Origin of the sequence: Butyrivibrio sp. AE3009 (genome assembly GCF_000420845.1) — a bacterium.
GTDB lineage: Bacteria > Bacillota > Clostridia > Lachnospirales > Lachnospiraceae > Butyrivibrio.
Genome location: NZ_ATVS01000037.1, coordinates 13908 through 35900 on the forward strand (window position 1 = coordinate 13908; position 21993 = coordinate 35900).

Annotated in this window: 27 protein-coding genes and 1 pseudogene; 2 read left to right on the plus strand and 26 right to left on the minus strand. The window is 40.1% G+C overall.

Features of this window, described 5'->3' with window-relative positions; all coding sequences use genetic code 11:
• Window positions 1-93 precede the first annotated feature (93 nt).
• The 18 genes from G588_RS0115025 to G588_RS0115120 all read right to left on the minus strand — a co-directional run bounded on the left by G588_RS0115025 (window position 94) and on the right by G588_RS0115120 (window position 12544).
• A complete protein-coding gene (locus G588_RS0115025) occupies window positions 94-387 on the minus strand; it encodes a hypothetical protein (protein WP_022779539.1) in 294 nt (97 codons plus the stop codon).
• 1 nt (window position 388) lies between these two features.
• Complete coding sequence (locus tag G588_RS0115030) at window positions 389-1339, minus strand: DUF6017 domain-containing protein (RefSeq protein ID WP_022779540.1); 951 nt, start codon at window positions 1337-1339, stop codon at window positions 389-391.
• A 54-nt stretch (window positions 1340-1393) separates the two neighbouring features.
• On the minus strand, window positions 1394-1762 hold the full coding sequence (locus G588_RS0115035) for a replication initiator protein A (protein ID WP_022779541.1): 369 nt from the start codon (window positions 1760-1762) through the stop codon (window positions 1394-1396).
• Entirely contained in the window at window positions 1759-2679 is a 921-nt protein-coding gene (locus G588_RS0115040) for a ParB/RepB/Spo0J family partition protein (protein ID WP_022779542.1), read from the minus strand. The genes G588_RS0115035 and G588_RS0115040 overlap by 4 nt, the downstream gene beginning before the upstream one ends.
• Window positions 2672-3454: a ParA family protein gene (locus G588_RS0115045; protein ID WP_022779543.1), complete on the minus strand. Its 783-nt coding sequence runs from the start codon at window positions 3452-3454 to the stop codon at window positions 2672-2674. The genes G588_RS0115040 and G588_RS0115045 overlap by 8 nt, the downstream gene beginning before the upstream one ends.
• Entirely contained in the window at window positions 3454-3924 is a 471-nt protein-coding gene (locus G588_RS23170) for a DUF6462 family protein (protein WP_242830380.1), read from the minus strand. The genes G588_RS0115045 and G588_RS23170 overlap by 1 nt, the downstream gene beginning before the upstream one ends.
• Window positions 3925-4553: 629 nt before the next feature.
• Window positions 4554-5777: a tyrosine-type recombinase/integrase gene (locus G588_RS0115060; RefSeq protein ID WP_022779544.1), complete on the minus strand. Its 1224-nt coding sequence runs from the start codon at window positions 5775-5777 to the stop codon at window positions 4554-4556.
• A 167-nt stretch (window positions 5778-5944) separates the two neighbouring features.
• The gene (locus G588_RS0115065) at window positions 5945-6172 is read right to left on the minus strand and encodes a DUF6462 family protein (protein WP_022779545.1); all 228 of its coding nucleotides are present in this window, start codon (window positions 6170-6172) and stop codon (window positions 5945-5947) included.
• A 16-nt stretch (window positions 6173-6188) separates the two neighbouring features.
• Entirely contained in the window at window positions 6189-6755 is a 567-nt protein-coding gene (locus G588_RS0115070; RefSeq protein ID WP_022779546.1) for a hypothetical protein, read from the minus strand.
• Between the two features lie 122 nt (window positions 6756-6877).
• Window positions 6878-7222 carry a helix-turn-helix domain-containing protein gene (locus tag G588_RS21770; RefSeq protein WP_022779547.1) on the minus strand — a complete coding sequence of 115 codons (345 nt, stop codon included), beginning with the start codon at window positions 7220-7222 and terminating at the stop codon, window positions 6878-6880.
• Between the two features lie 256 nt (window positions 7223-7478).
• On the minus strand, window positions 7479-7721 hold the full coding sequence (locus G588_RS0115080) for a hypothetical protein (protein ID WP_022779548.1): 243 nt from the start codon (window positions 7719-7721) through the stop codon (window positions 7479-7481).
• Window positions 7722-8148: 427 nt separating this feature from the next.
• Entirely contained in the window at window positions 8149-9522 is a 1374-nt protein-coding gene (locus G588_RS0115085) for a hypothetical protein (protein ID WP_022779549.1), read from the minus strand.
• 3 nt (window positions 9523-9525) lie between these two features.
• A complete protein-coding gene (locus G588_RS0115090; protein ID WP_022779550.1) occupies window positions 9526-9828 on the minus strand; it encodes a hypothetical protein in 303 nt (100 codons plus the stop codon).
• Window positions 9829-9839: 11 nt separating this feature from the next.
• On the minus strand, window positions 9840-10385 hold the full coding sequence (locus G588_RS0115095; protein WP_022779551.1) for a hypothetical protein: 546 nt from the start codon (window positions 10383-10385) through the stop codon (window positions 9840-9842).
• Window positions 10386-10606: 221 nt separating this feature from the next.
• Window positions 10607-11257 (minus strand): 3'-5' exonuclease, encoded by a 651-nt coding sequence (locus G588_RS0115100; protein WP_022779552.1) that lies wholly within the window; start codon window positions 11255-11257, stop codon window positions 10607-10609.
• 222 nt (window positions 11258-11479) lie between these two features.
• Window positions 11480-11668, minus strand: a complete 189-nt coding sequence (locus G588_RS0115105) for a hypothetical protein (RefSeq protein WP_022779553.1) — start codon at window positions 11666-11668, stop codon at window positions 11480-11482.
• 244 nt (window positions 11669-11912) lie between these two features.
• Window positions 11913-12308: a hypothetical protein gene (locus G588_RS0115115; RefSeq protein ID WP_022779555.1), complete on the minus strand. Its 396-nt coding sequence runs from the start codon at window positions 12306-12308 to the stop codon at window positions 11913-11915.
• Window positions 12309-12334: 26 nt separating this feature from the next.
• A complete protein-coding gene (locus G588_RS0115120) occupies window positions 12335-12544 on the minus strand; it encodes a hypothetical protein (RefSeq protein ID WP_022779556.1) in 210 nt (69 codons plus the stop codon).
• Between the two features lie 181 nt (window positions 12545-12725).
• Between G588_RS0115120 and G588_RS0115125 the strand changes: the two genes are divergently transcribed.
• The gene (locus G588_RS0115125) at window positions 12726-13928 is read left to right on the plus strand and encodes a helix-turn-helix domain-containing protein (protein ID WP_022779557.1); all 1203 of its coding nucleotides are present in this window, start codon (window positions 12726-12728) and stop codon (window positions 13926-13928) included.
• A gap of 62 nt (window positions 13929-13990) precedes the next feature.
• Here G588_RS0115125 and G588_RS0115130 read toward each other — a convergent pair whose 3' ends face one another.
• The 8 genes from G588_RS0115130 to G588_RS0115170 form a co-directional block, all read right to left on the minus strand.
• Complete coding sequence (locus G588_RS0115130) at window positions 13991-14665, minus strand: SIMPL domain-containing protein (RefSeq protein ID WP_035788684.1); 675 nt, start codon at window positions 14663-14665, stop codon at window positions 13991-13993.
• Window positions 14666-14667: 2 nt separating this feature from the next.
• Window positions 14668-15945 (minus strand): ADP-ribosylglycohydrolase family protein, encoded by a 1278-nt coding sequence (locus G588_RS22175; protein WP_026668825.1) that lies wholly within the window; start codon window positions 15943-15945, stop codon window positions 14668-14670.
• 118 nt (window positions 15946-16063) lie between these two features.
• A complete protein-coding gene (locus G588_RS0115140; protein ID WP_022779558.1) occupies window positions 16064-17155 on the minus strand; it encodes a macro domain-containing protein in 1092 nt (363 codons plus the stop codon).
• A gap of 26 nt (window positions 17156-17181) precedes the next feature.
• Entirely contained in the window at window positions 17182-17901 is a 720-nt protein-coding gene (locus tag G588_RS20545) for a macro domain-containing protein (protein ID WP_022779559.1), read from the minus strand.
• 272 nt (window positions 17902-18173) lie between these two features.
• Window positions 18174-18368 (minus strand): hypothetical protein, encoded by a 195-nt coding sequence (locus G588_RS0115150; RefSeq protein WP_022779560.1) that lies wholly within the window; start codon window positions 18366-18368, stop codon window positions 18174-18176.
• Between the two features lie 5 nt (window positions 18369-18373).
• Window positions 18374-19435 carry a ribonuclease III domain-containing protein gene (locus G588_RS21780; protein WP_022779561.1) on the minus strand — a complete coding sequence of 354 codons (1062 nt, stop codon included), beginning with the start codon at window positions 19433-19435 and terminating at the stop codon, window positions 18374-18376.
• A gap of 229 nt (window positions 19436-19664) precedes the next feature.
• Complete coding sequence (locus G588_RS0115165) at window positions 19665-20426, minus strand: hypothetical protein (RefSeq protein ID WP_022779563.1); 762 nt, start codon at window positions 20424-20426, stop codon at window positions 19665-19667.
• Window positions 20427-20440: 14 nt separating this feature from the next.
• The gene (locus G588_RS0115170) at window positions 20441-20842 is read right to left on the minus strand and encodes a (deoxy)nucleoside triphosphate pyrophosphohydrolase (protein ID WP_022779564.1); all 402 of its coding nucleotides are present in this window, start codon (window positions 20840-20842) and stop codon (window positions 20441-20443) included.
• Between the two features lie 357 nt (window positions 20843-21199).
• Between G588_RS0115170 and G588_RS0115175 the strand changes: the two are divergent.
• A pseudogene (locus G588_RS0115175) lies at window positions 21200-21993 on the plus strand (hypothetical protein); the annotation flags it as partial.

Below are 21993 nucleotides of genomic sequence, written 5' to 3' on the forward strand. Positions count from 1 at the left end.
CTTGTCATTACAAAAATGCTCCAATAGTAATATGCTAGCACGTTTGTTGCATAAGTGTCGTGTTTTTTATAATCATTCTGTATAATTGCAGCTTTATGATGCTATTATATCGCCCAATTTTGCTCCGATTCCTTCAAGCATGGTTCCGACGGCTACTGTTGCAAAACTGATCAGGAATCCTGCAAAAGACATGCCAACTGATATTGCGACGCACCCCCACATGTGCTTACATGCATACATGACTATGATTGCCAACATGACAAGATAGAACAATCCCAAAATCACACACCCGATCTTAGATAAAACATCTACCCACGTTCTTATAAAGCCAACTGCAATAAAGACCGGAAGCAATAATATTTTTACAAAAAGCTTCAACACGAACATTTTATCCCTCCATTTGTTTAACTGCATATTCTGCCATATCATGGCTTACTTCAGCTGCAAAATACCCACTCATAGTCGTAGGCGCATTAAACAGTGCTGCTAAAAGATATTTTTTAATATTCCTGATCTTAGTCGTATTATCTTTCATGCAACCAAGGACATACTCCATATGCATGTGATTCAGCTTCAGGAATTTTTGCCTTACAAGTTTTGTCGGGTATTCATTGCTTGCAATAACAATTGTTTTATTTCTGCACAGAACTGTTTCCAAAACAAGATCGTAGATTCCATCGATATCCTCACTATCCATGGGATATCTTTGCTTCATAAGATCCAATGATAAATTTTCTCTGATAAGTTCTGCATACGCATCATACTCGTCATCTTCATCGTTTTCCATCGATTCGATAGGACTTATAACTAACTCAGTATTATTAATATCATTATAATTACCCCGTGGAATCTGCGTTTCTAGACCATCATTTTTTGTTGGTTCAGAACCGTATTTCCCGTTGGTCTGACAATGATTGTCCTTATTAAAATTCCTGACCTTCTTCCCTGAACCGTGATTTTCATCGGTCTGCCCTCTATCTTTTTCCACAAAATTCTTCACATAGATAATATCCGGATTACCCTGACCCTGCTTTTTTCTCTCGATAAGTCCATGCCTCTCTAAATCCCCAAAAAGCATTCTCGTCTTGGTTTCTCCACAATTCAATAATTCCATGGCTTCATTCTGGCTAAAATAGATAAATGCTCTCTGTTTCTTATCAAACCATTCATTTTTCCGGGACAGAGACATCCTATCCAGCAGTAATCCATATAGCATCTTAGCTTCTGTTTTCATTTTAGAAAAGCGATCATTTGTCACAAGAAACTTTGGTATTCTGTAAAAGCAGACCATATCAGTCTCATGATTATAAAAATAATCAAATATGATCTTTTCGCTCATTTCTTCTTCTCCCTTCAATAGCTCTCTATAGACTCAAGTGGTGCAATTTATGCACTAGTTCATCACAGAAAGTCTTTGTCTTTTTGCAAAGTTCTTAACATAAATACGGTTTGCTCGTCCCTTTTGCGATCTGTCTATGACAATTAAGCCAATGCCTTCTAACTCAGATACACAGTTGATAATCTTATGCCGGGAGCACCCAATGTCATCTGCCATATCTGTCAGAGTATATTCCAGATAGGCCCTGTTCATTTCGTCAAACCAGCCGTTATTACTAACATCCCCCATCTTTTCAAGCAGTATGCCATACAGCATCTTGGCACTATCAGAAAGATGTGAAAAATCCTTATCATATATAAGGGCTTTCGGCACACATATATGATCAAATTGTTCTGCCTGCTCTCTATAAAAGTATTCCATCATTCTGCATTCTCCTTGCTATCACGTTCTCGTTTCCACTGCTCCAAAAGACTGTTTATCACTTTTGCTATCATGGCATTTGTATATTCCGGCGGAAAATATCTGCTTAGTTCCTTATCATTGAGAATAACTCGCGTTTTCTTCTTTTCATGGACTGCTTTAGATGAAGCAATAATCTCAAAAAGCTGATCTTTTGTCAGCGTGCTGTCATCACGGTAATTTCTCAGTTCCATTACCTGTTCCATAGTTACCATGCCTTTTTCAAACATATAATCGGCAATCCATTCCTGGTATGTTTTACTGAGGTAAGATAATTCAACGGCCATGCCTATAGAAATGAGTCCCTCATCTACTTGCTCCAATAGCCTTGGAATCAAAAAAGTCAGCCTAATGTACCTATGCACCTGCGCACGCTTAAGCCCTACTGTTTCCCCAACAGCTTCTGCTGAGTGTATCTTTGTCTCTTCAGGAGACAAAGACAAATCTGTTCGGCTCCCTCTATGATTCATGGCATCCATTTTCATTTTTAAAGAATATGCTCGCTCACTTGGAAGGATCTCCTCTCGCTGCATATTCGAATCAACCATTGCCACAACTGCATCATCGTTAGTCATCTCTTTTACTATTGCCGGTATTTTCTGTAACCCTGCTCTTTTAGCTGCATGTAGTCTTCTATGTCCTGATATCATTTCATATGTTCCTTCGTCATCAGGCCTCACAAGTACTGGGTTTATAACACCATTTTCCAGGATACTCTCAACCAAATCTTCCATCCTGTCATCATCCAAAACCTTAAAGGGATGATTTTCAAAAGGATAAATCGCCCTTACATCAATATCCACAGTTCCTTCTGTGCTAGGAGCCCCCAGAAGCTCATCGATACTTGCAAGCTTAATCTTTTTCCCAACCCTGTTAGCCATTATTCATAACCTCCTTAATCAGTTCCTTATATGCGTTTGCAGCTTTACCTTTAGGATCATATACATATAAACTGCTTCCTTCTGCGCTGATCTCAGCAGCTCTCACAGAGAGTGGAATCTCCACCGGAAACACATTGACACTTGCGGAGTACGCATCATGAATCTGTGATGTTATATCTTTTGCATAATTAGTTCTGTTGTCCACCATCGTTATAAGAATTCCTTCTATATTAAGTGATGGATTTAGTTGCTTCTTAACCCTACCGATTGTCTTTATTAGCTGCTGCAATCCTTTTACAGGAAGATATGCCGCCTGTACTGGGATTAGAACTGAGTCAGCACATGAAAGAGCATTTATTGTCATCATCCCCAGTGAAGGCATGCAGTCAATAATAACGTAATCATAGATTTCTCTTGCCTTATCTACATATTCACGTAATATGGTTTCTCGACTTATAACGCCAGATAGCGAAACCTCAAGGCTTGAAAGTTCTATGTTACCAGGAAGAATATCCACGCCTTCATCATGATGGATTATTCCAGCTGTAACATCTATCTCATCTTCATTTATTATCCCGAGCATGGCGGTTGCTAAGGTATACTCAAGCTGATCTGGCTCAGTAATTCCCAAGCTTATTGAAAGAGAGCCCTGCGGATCAGCGTCTATCATCAGTACTTTCTTTCCATTCATAGCTAATCCCGTTCCTAAATTGACACATGTCACTGTCTTTCCTACACCACCTTTTTGGTTAGCAACTGCAATTACTTTACACATCAGTAAAACCTCCCTTCATTAAATGATTCTATAAACGCCTCAACTTTTTCCACATTAACAAGCACAACGCCCTTTACATGTCTCTTTGCATTTGCATCATCAGCCCACGCTGAAAATGTTTTTTCGCTCACAGAATACAATTCAGCTCCTTCTGCAATACGAACATATTTTTTACCACCGGTTTTGACTAATCCTTCAAGGTTCTCAATCTTTTTTCGAGCCTTAGGCATATCTCCATCATCTCCTTCGTTATCACCATACGTTTCTTCTATGTAGTCATTTACAACATCAATATCAACAATCACATATCTGCCCATTCTGATCGTCGCATTTGCTTCCTTAGCCAGCGAGACAAAACTCCAATAGGCAATTCCTATTTCCCGTGCTCCTTCCCAGTAAGTCACGAAGTGTCTATGCTGACCATCCAGGTATTCATCTAAGTTTATTGGTGGGGATTTTGATTTGAGCATTCCGCCCTCCTTTCATGGGCGAGATGCAATTAGAAAGTGAAGAATAAAAAACACCCACATCTTCGCATTTCTACGAAAACGTGAGTGTCGTGTTTTACTCATATTTATGAACCGGCCATTTCTCACCAATAAATATCTGGTACAAAAATGTCCATAGAGTTCCGCTTGATTTTAGTGGTAATTTCCATCCTGGTCCATAACAGTCCATCCGAGGCATCGGGTTTTGCGGTAAAAATGGTGCAATTCCTTGTTTGACACAACTTTCATGAACAACATAAACCTTATACGGACTTATTTGTGAGAGACGGACTTAAGTGTAGGGATTATAATGTTCATCCTTATCACCATAATCCATACAGCTCCGTACTCATCCGTTTGGAACTTTTGGTCTTAATTTTGAGATACCACCGAAGTCCAGGTTAATCCAGATTACTGTCGTCCTTCGCGTGGCAAGCACTATTTAATCCGTGCTTGTACGGTATCTGTACGTATCAGACCAAATGTATGCAGTCACGTCCAATCAGGACATATTTGACTACACATTTCTCAACATTACATCTCTAAAATGTATGTGAGTGTTGTTTTATAATCAGATTATAATACTCCGTCTTTGTACTAGCAACAACTTTTCAAAAAATGATCTTGCCCTCCAGGTGAGACATCACCTCCTGCTTCTTCTCCTTGGTAGCCTCAGCATAGATGTTCATCGTAGTAGTGATATCAGCGTGTCCCATTATCGACTGGATGATCTTGATGTTTGATTCATTCTCGCAGAGCCTTGTACAGAAGGTGTGACGAAGGATATGGCAGGTCACTTCCTCAGGCAAGAGAAAAGGCAGCCTGCCCTCAGCTTCTGCAGCTAAAGTCTCAGCTTCGTTGTACTCGTCGATAGCCCCGTGGATTGCTCTGTTAACTGCTCCCGGAAGAACTACGGTCTGAGCTGAAGTGGTAAAAACAAATCCGCTGTAGCCATCGATCTCTTCCTCATTAAAGCCAAGGATCTTCTGGAACTCATACTCCATAAGGAAAGCGTCAAAGACTTCCTGGAACATCGGGATGTCCCTTGTACCGGCTGTGGTCTTGGTGGACTGGATACGTCTCTTGATTTCGCCAAACTCATCGGGTCTGTCACTAAAGGACTTGTTGATGTGAATGATGCGGTTCTCAAAATCGATATCGCTCCAGCAGAGGGCACACGCTTCTCCAATGCGGACTCCAGTCCCTAAAAGAACCGTGATCAAAGGAAGCCAGCCTTTGTAATTAGGGCTGTTCCTGAAGATATCCATGAATACCTTCTGCTCATTTACAGTGAGCGCTTTCCTGGCGGGCTTTTCCCAGAACTTGCTGCGCTTGATCTCAGCCATGACATCATCTGTTGGATTGGTCCTGATAAGGCCGTCTCTTACTGCCATCTGAAAAGCAGGTCTTAAAACCGTGTGAACGTGATCAACAGTGGTTGCCTTAAGTCCTCTCTCAACAATGAGTCCGTAGTAATACTTCTTAACATCAGAGTACTTAACATCAACAATCTTACGCTTACCAAAGTCATTCTTAATGTAATGCTTGTACATATTCATGTAGGTACCCTTGGTTGTCACCTTCAGATTATGCTTGGTAGCGAGATAGTTCTCAACCATGTGGTTCACTTCGATGTGCTTTGATTTTGCAGGATCAAGACCATCGTCATAATCCCTGGCAAGCTTTTTCTCAGCTTCGCGCAGCTCCACAAGAGTCTTCCTGTAGATGCTGTTTCTCTTTCCCATACGATCTGTATAGGAATAGCAGTATCTTCCGTCCTTTCTCTGAGTTTCTCCGGTGTTGAGCCTGTAGCCCTTTGAGTCTTTTCTGTACATGATTTAACCCTCCTTCTTAGTAATAAAAAAGAGGAATAATCGGTTCATACGTTCATTATAATCCGCGATCTTCCTCTGTTTCAATCCATTTTTGTCCGTCTGAAAGTCCGCCAATCCGCATAAATACTGCTATTTGGACTCCTACGGATTACATTGTATTCCTACGGTTAGTTTCTGGTGTCACAAAAATTTTCAAGATAATCATCGACCTTCTGTGTATTAACCAGAACTCTCCGCTTAAAGTGATAAACTGCTCCGGCATCCTTGGCCAGCTGTTCGAAGGAGTGAAGACCCATTGAATAAAGATCCTTTCCTTCCTTATAAGATACAAACTTCTTCTGGCCTGATGTAACTGCCTGTTCTATATTCTCTAACGCACTTATTCTTCTTGGCATTGCTTTATCCTCCCATCTATGCCCATCTTCTTCTCTTTTCATTCATTAAGCAGATAGCTGCTTTCCTTACCTTGTTGCGGTTTCGGTTGAGCCTTAGCTTCGTTGCGTCATAATCGCTCTTGCTGTCCTCAGCTATCGTGCTAAGATTTCTTATTCCATTAAGCGCATCCATGAGCTCTGCCCTGGGTCTTGGTTTCAGGGTCTCAATTGCTTTAACGATATCTGAGTAATCACTTCTCATCATCTTAAGAGTTGCTATCTCAGTCTGATGATCCATATCCTCGTCAGCACCCTTGAGAGCCTTTGTTATGTTTCCTGATCTTATGTCCTGAACCAGTTCAAGATTCCTTACCGCGTTATTTCCTGTCGGGTCTCCGTTAAAAGAGGTCTGAACCCTAACGCCAAGATCACCGCGCTCACTTCTTTTGTTGTACTGTTTCTCTTCCTTTATTGTGTTACGGAGGTCTTCCTCAAACATCTCTATCAGTCTCTGAAAGTTGTCAAAATGCTTGAAGATGATGTTGATTCTCTCCATATCCTCCGCTTCAGCATAAACTCTTACAAAACTTTTCTCTGATAACATCGCTCCTCCTTCTGTACATCTGTCTTAAGACAATTTAATGATATCTCCACAGAAAGCCTTAAAACGTCGGCATCTGCGACATCTGTTCGAGATTACCGACAGGTTATGAAAAGTTATGAAAGTCATAAAACTGAAAGAGCCCTTACCTGCTCAATGGCAATCTTCCTGGCTCTGGGATTTCTGATTGAATAAAAGGCCTGCAGCATCTCATCTACTTCCGATGCATACTCCCTCTTTTCCTTGTCCCCTGCCCCAAACAGGATCCAGTCTGCAGATACATCAAACAGGGTTGCGTAGTCGATGACATTTGCTGATGAGAGAGTTCTTTTCCCTGATTCATACTCTGAAACCATACTCCTGCTTCCAAGATTAAGGCGCCTTGCCAGTTCCTCCTGGCTCATGCCTTTCTGGACTCTTAAGGTCCTTACTCTTTCTCCGATCTCTCTTGTGTTTGTTATTGCTTCCATTTCTCCTCCGTTCCGGAAGTCTTTAAAACGGAAGCATCCGCGCCAAGAGCATAAAAGAAAGAGCCTGCAAAACTTTAATAGACCTAAGGTTAAAAAACCTTTCGGTATACTTCCGTTTTGCAGACTCCTTCGATGTTACATGTTGTTAGTTACATGACTCTTTAAGCTCTTGGCAAATCTTTTGATAATGGATGCTGTTCCTGGCTCTATGGCTCTGCACTAGTCCATCCTATATCGCAATACATATTAAATTGAATCAATTAGTCAGCATCTCAAGTGCCTTCTTGTATCTGTCCATCCTGTCTGTGAATGACTCGTTGTCATTCTTCTCGTCATTTACAATTGTAGTAACAAACCACTTTGTTGCGTATACTGTAATTGTCTTGCCGCATGTGCAAAGCTCGTCAGCATCTGCACTCCTGGCCCTCATGATCTTGTTACCGCAAACTGGGCATACCACCCAGAGTTTCTCCTCCGTTGATACATTCGCTCTTTTCAAACTTTTCACCCCCAAGCGAATAAAGTTAAATTGTTGATAGTTACAATTAACGGATTAGGGAAAGAAAACCGTTAGCTGATCTGTTATAGCACCGCGGTTGCTATAATCCAATTATAGTAGTCTTAATGATATGTCACAAGTAAAAATCGAACGGTTGTTCTGTCCTATTTTTTGTACACTTTTACCAAGTATCTGTCCCCTATGCAGAAAATGGTATATTTCCGTTGATATAATTAAAACATTTTAGCTGTCCAATATAGGCCCCAGCTTAAGGCCGCATGCTCAATAGTGTTGTAACCAACATGGCTCCTATAGGCAGAGAAAAAGCGCCTCTATTAGAGACGCCTACTTATTACTTCTGTTTATTACCCACTACCTTAATGCAACCCGTTTGCACGATAATGTATTAGCGTAGTCTAAGTCGTATTCATTCCATTACAAGGTAATACCCCTTTGAGAACTCCTCGAAACTACTATTTACTTCGTCCTCAATTTTTCCCCAATCCTCAGCGAGTTTGCCGCTTATATAAGCTTCTCTAGCTGCAGGTTTTTCAATTATCGCCCATTTAAGTTGCTTATATGAATACTTGGCAAAAGCAACCCACTGTGGATAGTTTATTGCCATAGGATTCTTTGTGAAATATACTTTTCCTGCATTTACTGCCGTTGCTCCCGAATGAGCAATGAATAACATTGTTGCTAGTTTTGGATGCTTCTCTCGATTTAAAGAGAAAGGAATAGAATCTTTTATCTTATTTCCTTCCTTAATTCTTTTTACAGAATAAGAAATTCTAACTATCACCTCTGTTATCATAACAGGGATTGACATTGAGCAGAAATGTATAAAGTCATACCCTTCAAAATACATTCCCTGTACTATTTCAGCAACAGTTTGCTCATATTCCCCTATGCTTCCAAATTGAAACAAGTTAAATAACCCCATCAGAGGAGCTGGTAACCCCATAGACGTAGTGATATCTGATTTGAAATGATATATCTGTTTAGCCAAAGCTGCGAATATATCACTTTCTTTTCTATCGGCATAGTTTTCCATCACTTGCGATACGATTTTGCCGGTCTTATCTATAGTAGTCATCCTTCCAGTAATTATATCAAACACCCCAACAACAAATCCAAGAAGTGGATCATGTCCTAGTGATAACAACCTATGATAATATGCTGACAACCCTTCAACATACTCTGATGTATTTCTATTGTCCTGCGCATCGAATGGAACCTTGCTTTCTTTAGAGTTTGCGAGCTTCTGCATTTCTGCTTCCGGAAAAGCCTCATCGAACTTCTTTCTAATGAAATCAGATAGTGGTGCAGCCTCAAGTCCTTCGGGTCCTTTTTCAGGTATACCTACAAGCAGAATATCCACTGCAGCGCCAATAATACCAGCTATGGCACTAATTGTTATATCAATCTTATCCAACTTATGCACTTGGTTAAAATCATCTCTTAACTGTCGTATAGCTGATTCATTGCTTGCCAACTCAGCCTCACTAAAAATAGACTCAAGTTCACAATTACTTCCGACCACAGCTTCAGCCTCTTCACAAAGCTTTTCCCACGATGGGATAACCATAAGTCTTAGATGGTTCTCAGAATTCTTCTGCCTTTTAACGTCCTGTGGGTTAATACCAAGTGACCTTAATTGCTCTTCCATTAATTCTATCTCTGCGTCTCTTCTATTGCGCTGGTTTTCTGCTCGTAACATCAGCTCATTCAATTGATCGTCTTGATATTTAAGCACATTATTCATTTTTTGTTCTTCTTCAGAATACTTGAATTTACCCATAAGTTATTCCTCTGATTGTCTTATCAACTCTTCCCAAAGACGATTTTTGTATTCTTCCCGTTCTTTATCATTTTTGAGAGCATCAATCTCCGCCTGATGCTTCCTTATCGCTTCCTGATATAACGCATTTTTCTCTCGTTCTTTTTTCAATTGATGATTCGTCCACAGATTCTTAATTGTCAACGCAATAGTAGTACTGCTCAGAACCCCAATAATAAATAGATACAGTTTAGAATTATTACTTGAACCAGAATCGTTTATTTCTTGCTTTGAATCTTTATCATTGCAATCCTTTAATTCATTCATATAAAAGCCCCTTATGCAATCCCTAAATCCTGCTTAAGTTCCTTTAATGCCTGTGTCAAAAGAATATTCAAGCTTTGCAAATAATCAAGCCTTTCTTTGTCAGCATCCGACTCCTCTTTCAGAGCACGAATTATAGCATCATGTTTCTTTATAGCCTCCTGATAAAGTCGCTCTTTTTCCTGTCTCAGCTGCTTATTCTTCAAATGTGATGCCACTCCAACTCCTCCAGCAGCCAATAAGGCTACTGGCGCAGCAAGGACAAATACCCCCGCAACCATTCCGCCTCCGACTACAGCTCCAGCAGCTGCAAGCCCAGATGTGATGCCTGCCGCAGACAATCCCACCATTCCGAGCCCATATAAGGCAGCAAATGAACCCACTCCGCCAATTCCAGCTCCCAAAGCCCCTGCTAAAACTTCTGGTATCGAGCTTTCTTTTATAGTTCTGGACTTATCATTTAACGCTGCCGCAGCCTCATTAACAACATTAACTACCTGTTGTAATGAATCCACTGATTGAAAGTTCATATCTTTCTTCTTTTTTACATATTCACCCATATTACTAATTCAACTTTCTTTTATCCCTAATGATTCTAACGAACTACTTTTTGTACAAAAACTATCTTGATTGTATCACTATTTAATACCTATTGTTCATGGTTCCATACTGTATCTTGTACTATCTATAAAACTATCATTGTTTGCAATTTACCTACGCGCGCTCTACTTTACTGTCAGTATATCTATTTCTTATCATCGCTGTTCGCCTTCACATTTGATCATGCCAGCACTATCCCAGCAAACAAATCTCCCATACAAAAGCTCAGGTGATCAACATCTTCTTTTCTTGCTGTCTCGTACCACTCGTTAAGTCTGTAATCAGGTTCTGTCTCAAGTTTTGTGAAAAGAGTCGCTGTATTAGCCGCGTCAACAAGACCATTGTGCGCTCTGCCTTCAGGAGCAATGTTTGAAATAAAAAGAGCTTCTTCAAGACCATAAGATTTCTTTCTATCCATCTTCTGTCCAAAGATTTTCTGACAATCGATCCAGTTTGCGAATATAATCTCCAGACGGTCATCCTCTATGCCCTTTGCAAAAGACTCATGAATGATCTGCTTAGGATCAGAATCACTCCAGGATACACATCTGGCATCATCAGCCGGCAACCAATCCAAGAATGCTTTCAAAGCATCCTCAAAAGAAGGTGCATTAGCAACATCATGCTGAGATATTCCTGTAAGATTCTCAATAAAGTCATCAACTCGGCCGTATTCAGGCTTAACATAGGTATTGAACTTATCTATGACTTCATAGTTATCATCAAGAAGTACTGCGCCAATCTGAATAGTCTCCTGACGATATTTATAACCATATTTTCTTAACCCCTTAGGTACCATGCACATTTCGAGGTCTAGTACAGCATACTTCATAGCAGTTTCCTACCTTTCACTCACAAAGATTTATGTTTCCTGATGATACAATCCTAACAATTCAGAAGGGTCATAAAAAGGACTGCTCAGAACGCTGATATTTACTCTGAGTTAACATTCACGCTTTCTCAGATTTTAATTCTTTCATATATATTTTTCATCATCCAAGCATGTGTCTTTCAGCTCTACATCGCTATCTAAATAATCTTACCAAGATAAGAATTAGTAAAACTCCTCTTTAATCTCTCCGCGAGGGATCTCATATTTATCCGAAACACGGTAGCATTCTTCTCTAGATGTAAGATATCCTTTTCCGTCAACCCTCTTTCCACTCTTATCAAATATAGTTATCGAGTAAGGACGCTTTGCCCATCTATCATCATCAATTTCAATTAAAGCCGTATACTTCATTTTTTCTTCCTCCAAGCTTTGATAATTATATATTTCTTCTTTATGAGAAAACTATAATTGCCCACATAAAATGCACATGTGAATCTCTAAGATAAACGTTTTATGTTTCACCCAGGATTCCGAGCAAAATAACGATAAATACAACAGAGGACATAGGTGAAAAATATATCATCGAAAAAACTGCTGTAGCCATTATCATAGTTAAAAGTCTCTTGGCAGCCAAACTCATATTTCTGTCACCTCATCATGCAGTTTTATTTCCGGTAGTATATGACTCAACCCAAGTTTGTCCCGGGCCTAGGTCATACCCATGATCAGCAGCAGTTTCAGCCTTTTCTGGTGACGCATTCCAACCGTTAGGTAAATTTCTAACATGCTCACAGACATCATGTGCTGCTCTTTCTGTTTTTTCACTTTGAACCTCTCTATCAGGTTCCACGGATTGTTGATCACATATCAAATCAATGGTCTCGGACTCGTCAGTCCTACACTCCACAGTCTCATCTTTATTATCAGCGGAACATATTGCCCACCCTATTCCACCAACTAAAGCCAATGCTCCAAATACCCATGGTGCATATTTTTTTATTTTATCCTTGGCCCTTTCACGAAAAGGCTTTTTCTCTTTGTCTTCATTCATATTATTGATGTCCCCTTTTTGCGTTATCAATGCTTCTCTAAAAACAAAGTTGCTACTTCATCAAGGCTCTTTGATAAGTCTTTTCCTTCAAGACCATACTGATTTCCGATTCTTACACCAACCTTAAATACTGTTTGTATTCCACCTAGCATTCCGGATCCACCTTCCTTTAATGATCCGCCTCCCAGCTGAGCCAATCCATGAGTAAAGTTTGCTGCATTAGGTCTTTTTGCCATAATTACCATCTCCTTTTAATACAATGCTCTTAGGTTACTTTAAATATTTATAGCACGTTAATTCTATTAATGCAATATTTTTTCAATATATTGGATAAATTTTATTATCATATTTTATTTTTCTTTATTTTTATATTCCTTTCCTGTATAATATATCTATAAAAAAGAAACGGAGATCTCCATGAGACGCAATAATCAGAAGGCACTAAACGAGAAAAGGCAAAATAATGAGCACTGGTTTCAAGAAAACCTGAAAACCATCAGAACACTTACCGGATTAACCCTTGGCGACATATCCAAAAATACCGGTATATCCATACAAACACTCAGTCTTATAGAACGTGGAACAAAGGCTCTTCCCTTTTACCAATACATTGTGATACGAAGATACATTGACAGTTATCTCACAGATTCTCTTAGGCACGAGCTGTATGACACATCCTCAGTTGAAGACTTTGCAATAGAATTGGTCAAACCAATCCTTTCCGTTGCTATTTCTGTTATTCGCAATGACATGAATATTTGGAGTCAACGAGAGCAAAACTACATTCTGGAACAGTGGGAGTTGGTAAAGGAAGATTTTAGTAATTGCGAAGATGCGAAGACAGCAAAGACATATAGCAAAGTCTTCTCTAAATCTTACTCTAATTTTGGTATCGTTAAGTTCTTTAAAGCATTGATTAAATTCTTTAGAGCTTTTAATAGTGAAGCCGAAAACGGTTTTTCCATATTTGAATCTAATATAGACGAGGAACTTGATTACATCAGCTTCATAGAGAGCATTGAGAATTTTTCACCAGTTGATAAGATAACCTCCTTTGTATTGTTCGAGACTGCCCTAATTGTCCTTTTTGCTATACCATATGATGAAACTGCTGCTCTATTGCATGTTAATGTCACAAAAGATAACATCAAACAAATGGAGACACAGTTCGAAGAATTATCCGCTCCAAGCAAACAGAATCTTGAGATATTTGAGTCTGTAATAGACGATATTATTCCTCGATCAACACAATCTGAACCCTTTGATGTAGCAAATATCACACTTGATAAACTTTCAGATATAAAAAACAATACAGACAAAATTGCCACTCTAATGAGCCCATTTTTATCTTTTGACGAGTCTCTTGTAAAAGCTTCCACAGAAAAAAAATATGAGATTCTAATATGTGATTGGCTTAATATAGTTCGTACAGCACTTCTGAAACTTATTGATGCGAATGATTGGTTCTTCTCAACCACTCACGATGGAATCGAGGAATCCTTCTCAAGCGATGCGCATCCCTCGTTTTTAAACTACTTAGAAAAAACATATTACACTAGAGGTACTTTAAATATAACCAAAATGGAACAGTATTTTGAAACATTTGACGAGAACCTATAGCATATCATTCTGACACATATCAGCTGCTGGTCATTATGCTGATATGTGTCTTTTTTCTTAAATTACGCAATCTCCCACACAACAGTAACTGAATCTGAAACCTCAATATCATCTGGCTCAATATCCATATCAAAAGATCCGCAGCTTTCATCAACCATCGCTGCCTTACATAGCATATCGCCACGCATTGGTGAGTACTCAAATTCAATCTCACCCCAAGAATAATCAATAGTCTTGATATCTTTTAATGTGACTCCTGCAGCATTTGTAAGAACAGCTGCTTTAGCCTTTGCATCGGCGATGGCCTTGCCAAGAAGCTCGTTCTTTGAAGATTCCTTGTCCTTTACCGTGTAGCTGATCCTGAAATCGGGATGAATTGCCTTGGCATTAGCAAGGGCAAAAAGAATCTTTCCAAGTCTTGTATTATCTGAGTCGAACTCTACTTTAACCACATGCTTGAACTCATATCCCACAAAACGCTCTCTCCAGCTCTTGTCCCTGGTCTGATAGCTCTCATATCTTGTATCCACGTTGAACATAAGAGTCTTCACATCAGATCTATCAAATCCCTGTTTTTCCAGGATGTCCTTAAGAGCTTCAGTATCTTTTGAAGACTGCTCAAGAATCTTGTCATATTCCTTATTCTGTCCCTCAAGTGTAATTGTGATCCTTGTCACATCAGGCTTAACTTTCAGATTGCCTTTACCGGTTACCTTTATCATTCTCTCGTTTGCCATAATTACTTTTCCTCCTTTGTCATCTCAACAATCGCTTTTATCAGATCTTTTCTAAGTAATAAGTTCTCGCTCCAGGGATTTATCATGATTCCTGCTTCGTATGTATCTCCTGCAAATCCTTCAAGCAGCTGCTCAATGTCCATAACCAGTGTGTCTGAGCAGGCTCCTTTTTCATATTCTTCCTTTGATGTGAAGGCCACTGCCCAGATGGTTCCGTCATCATTCTCAATATGCTGGAACTTGAAAGCCAGATCCTCTTCAGCAGTAAACTCATCGCCTACAGCAACATGGTCCAAATCAAGTTTCTCAGTCAAAGCCTGCGGTGCTATCGCAGGGACTATGAACCTTCCGCCATCCTTGATTCTCTGGCAAAAAGCCTGAACCACTTTTGACAGGTTTTCATGTGTTGTTACAGCCCTGAACTCCTTTATTGATGAAAAGATAACGTCGTTGCCTTCGATATCTGGATTATCAGATGAATCTCCGTTTCGAATCGCGTCAAAAACCTGTAAAACATCAATCATGTCATCTCCAAGCCGATTGCAGGTCTCCACCATCATCTTTACCGGTATTCCATAGAACGCCTCAGCCATTCCTCCTGCGATGCAGGTCAGCGTATCGCAGTCACCACCTAGGGAAACCGCAGTCCTAATCACATCCTCAAAGTCATTTCCCTCAAGAAAAGCTGTAATTGCCTCAGGCACTGTCTTCTGGCAGGACTCATCATGGAAGTATCCTGGTCTTATCTCATCGCAGGTGCGGTTAAGATTATAGCCAAACTCCTGAATCACATACTGTTTTATCTCTTCTTTTGTAGCTCCAGTCCTTGCCATGAATATGGCTGATGCTGTAGCCTCCGCTCCCTTGATTCCTTCAGGATGATTATGCGTAACTTCAGCTGTCCATCTCGAAACTTCTCTTGTCTTTTCAATAGTGTCATAAAGCCATCCCACTGAAGAAACTCTCATTGCAGAGCCATTACCATAGCTTCCGTAAGGTTTTGGATTCCTGCTTCCAAGCCAGTGAACAAATCTTCCACCGTATCCGGAATTGGGATACTTTCTTCCCCAGGCCTGCATCTTTTCAACCAGGGCCTCTTTAATCTCTTTTTCTCCGGAATCTTTACCGGCTGTCAGGATTGCATCCGCAACAGCTATAGTCATAACAGTGTCGTCCGTAAAGCGAACTCTTCTGTTCCACATCTCAAATTCCTTGCTTTTGTTTCCTCTGTCAAATTCATAAGGTGCTCCTACCATATCTCCAAGAATCGCTCCGTACATAATTGCCTCCTATCCGCTTGCGCTCTTTGTTTGCTCTCTTGTTATGAGATAAGTATAGAAAAACGAAAAAGAGAAGTGGTCACTTGGCAGGTGACTTTTCACTTCTCTCTAAAATCCGTTATTTTATGACTCCCAAACACTCTTGCTTGTTGTTGAAAAGCGTCAGGTTTATGGTCATCATGTCATATATTCCATGGCTGATGTAGTATCCGACAATCAGATCAAACTTGCTGCTTGGCGATAGGGCAATGCCCGCTCTTTGCAAAAGATCTGTTGTCTCATCCATAGATAATTCGAGGGCGATAGCAAATGCTACAGCCGTCTTCTTGCTTGGCTTATAGTTCTTCTTGGTCTTGATATCGGAAAAGACCTTCTTAGTAATGTTGGCTTTCTTGTAGACCGATACGTCATCCAGTCCACTCTTATCAATCAGCTGGAACAGCTTTTCCTGGAAACTCTCTGATGGAGCATCCAAAAGTTCATCAAGACTCATTCCTTCAGGAGCCGGGGCCATAGCCATCAGTTTCATCTCAGGCGCGCCATCTTCGAATTCTTCTAACGCTCCTGTATCAGCGCAGGTCTCACATTCATCGACACTGCCTATCTCATCCAGATCATATTTTTCACGCAGCCTTGCATTTCTTACTCCCCTGTCGCCGTATTCTCGATGATAGCTGCGTTTTACATAGTTCTCATCAATATAGCCTTGGACATCAGAGTAGATCTTACCTGACAGTTCAAATGCCTTTCTATCGAACACAACAAGGATAATGGACATCTCATGTTCAAATAGGAACTGCTGTATAACGGAAGTTGCTATCTGAAGGGCCTTATCCTTAGGAAATCCATATACTCCGGTAGCGATAAGCGGAAAAGCAATGCTCTCACATCCATTCTCCATCGCCAGATTCAGCGATTTCTCATAGCAGCTTCTAAGCGCATCGAACTCGCCCTTGTCTCCGCCTTCCCACCATGGTCCACTAGCATGAATGATGTACTTTGCATCCAGGTTGAATGCAGGGGTAATACCTACTTCTCCGGGCTCAAGCCTTCCAATTTTCTTTCGTTCAGCAAGAAGTTCCTCTTCACCCGCTGCTTTATATATAGCAGAATCAACGCCACCACCAATGGCAACCTCTGGGTTGGCTGTATTAACAATGGCATCTGCTTTTACTTTTGTAATATCATTTCTGATAATCTGAAAAGGCATATTCCACTTCTCCTGTAAAAATGTGATTATTTATTAAGTAATGAAATAGCCATCTTAACTATCTTAGTTCCTGCTTGTACAGCTTTTTCACGGTTTTCTGGATCCTTAAAGTACTCAATGCCCCTTTCTAACTGTTCATCAATAAAATCAACAGCCACCTCTTTGGCACCACCGAACAATCTAGCTCTTCTCTCATGGTCCTTAAACTCCTGCTCGTCCTTTTCCATATTACGAGGCAGCATTCCTATGTCAAATCCATCTTTTTTAACCATATCTGCTACGCGATTTCCATAAACAACTAGGATGACATCTTCAAGATGCTCTGCTTCAAACAATTCAATATTCTTTTTGGCAATCTCATAAGCCAACTCTATGTCAAATCCATTATTGCCTGATGCAAGTAATGGAAATGCTATGCTTTTACACTCCATTACATCTGCCAATTTTAAAGCAGATACATATGCAGAACTTAAGAGATTATATTCATCATGGTCACCATCTTTCCATTTTGGAACAACTGCATGGATTATATACTTGCTATCAAGATTATAGCCAAGTGTGGGTACAGCAGAGCCAGTCTCGCATGATCCTATTTCTTTACACTTTTTTGTAAGGAGCTTTCTCCCCGCAGCCTCAAAAATAGCCTCCGATGCACCACTTCCTTCTTTCAACTTAGAATTTGCTGGAAGAACAACAGCATCAACTTTGGCATCTGCTATATTTCCTCTTAACACTTTAAAATTCATGATATTCCTCCACATACTATGATAGTAGAGCTCAGATATAGCATTATCTAGCCCTTTGCGTTTTGTTCTTTTGTACCTCATAATTATACTATGAAATAGTTTTTTCAGGACTTAAAGAAAGGTTATTACCATGAGTTCATCGGAAAACAACAAAGATAATAAGAGCATTACTACAGGAGCAACTGCGCTGATATCAGTTCTTGCTGTACCAGTTACATTGCTTGCAGGTCTGCTCTTATCTAATAAGCACAAGAAATAGTCCTATTCAGATATCAAAACCAATCATCTGACTTGTCGCCCCAGAGGTCATCCCTGCGGCGTTCTTCCTCACGCCTGCTTTCCTCTTCCTCGCGACGATATTCACTATCGTCCCAGTTGTAGGTATATTCACCACGCGTCCAGCTATAGCCATCTCTATCTATATCTTCATATTCACCTGATTCGTAATTAAATGCCCATTTTGACATAGTTATCAATCCTCCTCATAGTTTTCAAGAACATACATAAGCATCTTATAGGCTGCTTCTTTTTTGGCTTGTTTCTTAGATGTAGCTTCTGCCTCACAGCGATAGCCAAGATCTGGTATTGTGCATCTTACAATCCAGACTGGATTTCCGTCTGAATCATAAAAATCTTCCGCTTCATAAGTCGGAATTTCAAAATATCCTCGTCTTGCAAGTATTTCCAACTGATTGATTGCCATATCTACAGACGGTTCGTCAATCTCATCCTGGATAGAATGAAGCATTCCCTTCTCTTCTAAGTAGTCATATATACCTTTAGCAGCATCCTCATGTGCCATCACCTTTGAGACTCCATAACCGACTGCTGTACCTACCCCTTCAATCTTTACAGTACACATATAGTTTGTACTCCCAGTTGGTGTATGCGTATTCAAAAAAAAAGGATTCATGGTGTAAAAACCTGGACTATGCGAGAATTCTCTTTCTGGCAATTTACCTGTTCTCTTCAGCGCCCAGTCCTGCACTTCCTGAATATAATTCACCTCATCTTCATAAATCAATGCCTTTGGATTAAGCATAAGCTCGACTGAATCTTGAAGCTTTTTAATATCAAAGTCTGAATCTACAGCTATTGCCCCAAGAATTGCCTCAAAAAGGTCTTCCTTTACTGAAAGCGAGTCTTGAACATTATTCTTCCAATCTCCCTTACCCATAATCAGATACTCTGCTAATCCCAGATTGTCGATGCAATTTGCAAGTGTGTCTTTTTCAACTAATCGTTTCTTAATCTCTGAAAGCTTGTTTTCCTGGTATTCTGAGACAAATTCATTGCAATCCTCATTGGAGTTATAGTCATCCCACTCAGACGCAAAGGATCCAAATTCTTCAGTTAGAATCTTAACTGCAACAAGTTCAAGCGCTTTGTCACCAATAAACTCCAGCACCTCATTATTCTCTCCACCGTTTTCTTTTGAATACGACCTTCGAATGAACGCCTGTTGCAGTAGATCCCAGTTTTTGAAATCATAGCCGATTACTTTTTGGATTTTTGATAGATCTTCTCTATCCATATAGATACCTCCTTTTCTAGAAGAAGGCATAATAATAGCCTGACAATATGTTTTTGTAAGCCAAAAACTGCCAGACCTAATGAGAATAAATTAAATTCTTTGCTTCCAAGTATTTACCGGTATCCACTTGCATAAATACCGATAAATAAACAGATACATTGTCTTCAATTTAAACTTATTATGCCTTGCAACAATCACATATTTATTATACTTCGGCAATAATTCGCAATCAAGCATCCGCAACCTTTTCCTGAATCACCCTGATTGCATTAGTGTAATGCTCCACCATCTCATCAGGGTAAATTATTGCCAGTTCCTTACCGACACCTTTGATGTCGTCCTCAGTAATATCAAGCACTCTTCTGGCCGTCTCAAGCATTAGCTTTTCCTCTGCTCCAGCCTCCATGCCAAGACTTCTTGCCAGATCAGGGAACTCAAAATCCATATATCCTAGAGTTTCAGCAAAATAGTTACTATAATTCTTTATATACTGCTTGGCCATCCCTATATTGCCGGTCCCATATGCGACAGTCAGCATCATGCTCGACATTGCTAAAGCATCTGCAAAATCCACCTGCACAATGCGGCCCTTTCGCCTGAACAGCTGCACAACATCAGTATTATCAACAAGTATAGATAAAGCATATTGGGAACAAACATCTTTCTTTTCCTGCTCGGAAAGCTTCTCATATGCCCCCACCAACTCCAGGCAATCGAGATATTCAATAGCCACCGCAAAGGGACTGTTGAGCCTCCTATCCGGCAAAAGAATATGCGCCTCTGGGACAGGTACTCCCATCCTTTTCCCAATAAAACAGGCAACAAATTCATTGCCCGCATCTGTCATTTCCTCATGTTTAACTATATACTTCTTTCCATCTGGTGCTGTTGCAAGTAGCAGCTTCCCGGAAAATCCCTCTGTAAAGCCTTCTACTGTCTCAGATCTTGGATCTTTAAACGCTTTATATTTTAATTTTGATGAATCTATCATTATGTCACTTTTCCTTATCTCATCTTTTTCTTAATCTCATCTATTAAAGTTATATCTGCAGGAAGCCATTTTACCGAATCAATGGTCTCTGCATCAAGCCACTTGGCATCCTCAGCTTCTTTCAGCACCAAATCTCCTGATATCAGGCTGCACCAGTAACAGCGCATAGACAGATGAAACTCCGGATAATCATATTCAATAGTGTAGATATACTCATCCACGCTGATCTTGGAATCAAGTTCTTCCCTGATTTCCCTTGCCAGAGCGTCTTCAGGACTCTCTCCTGCTTCGATCTTGCCTCCAGGGAATTCCCACCAGCCTTTATAATTCCCATATCCTCTGGCCGTGGCAAAGACTCTTTTACCGTCTCTGATCAACGCAGCAACTACATTTATTGTCTTTCTGGAAGTCTCCATAAATGCCTCTTTTTCCCAAATAATCACTCTTTCAATTATATAGAAAAAAGGACTCTGGCGCTATATGAGTCGTCAGAGTCTATCTATGGTTATTCCCCATAATGCATCAGGGTTGTTGTAGGGAGGAAAGGCTGACAACTATTTGAATCAGCCTTTTTGTGTGTTATGAAAGTTTCTATGAAAAAGTGTTGTGTGGGGTTCAAGAAGTTTTGTTCTTCTTGATGTACTCATAGTACAATTCGCCCCTTAAATGAGCCTTAAAACGTTATGAAAAGATTGTGTCCTTCCGCCGTACCAAAAATGTAGTAAGATATCAAAGTAGAACAAATACATTTAAAGATCAAACGGAGTCATTACATGAAAAATAAAGCACTGTTCTTGGCAATTGCTATTGCACTTACTTTGAGCGCATGCTCCGGCAACGCCATCACCACAGATCAGAATACTGATTCAGAAGCAGTAGCGTCTGTATCCACTGAAGAGACAAAAACAGATTCAACATTAGACAATACTGCAGAAGAACAAAAAACAAGTTCTGAAGTAGCCACCGACGCAAGTACTGAGGAGCCTTCTTCTGAAGCAGGATACAAACAAGCTTACAAAGAAATCATCGAGGCCGATTGTGAAAAGAAAGTATTCCTTACAGAAGAAGCCTCATATGATGAACTTGCAGAATGCATCGACTGTTACTGGCTATACGATATAGACAAAGATAATGTGCCTGAACTTCTGATAAGATATGGCGACTGCGAAGCTGCATATCACGGAAAGCTATATTCCTATATTAATGGAGAAGCGAAATTCATAGATGATCTTTCAATGGGACACACTGGATTCTATGCAGTTCCTGGTGAAAACGGAATTCTCAGCTATTGGGGACATATGGGATATGCAGAATGCTGGAAGCTAACGCTTAATGGAACCGTGCTTAGCTCCGAAGAATTATATTCAGAGGATATCAACGAAAAGATGCAAGCTGGAGAAGACGTCTGGTACAAAGCCTCAAATGATATTGTGCCCGGAGCCTATTACCTGGATTCATATGATTACAACAACACCTATCCAATAGAGATGTATGAGACCATTACAGCTTACGCCAATGGAAAAGAAAAATCTGATTCAGAAAACTACTCTTTCCCCGATAATAACCC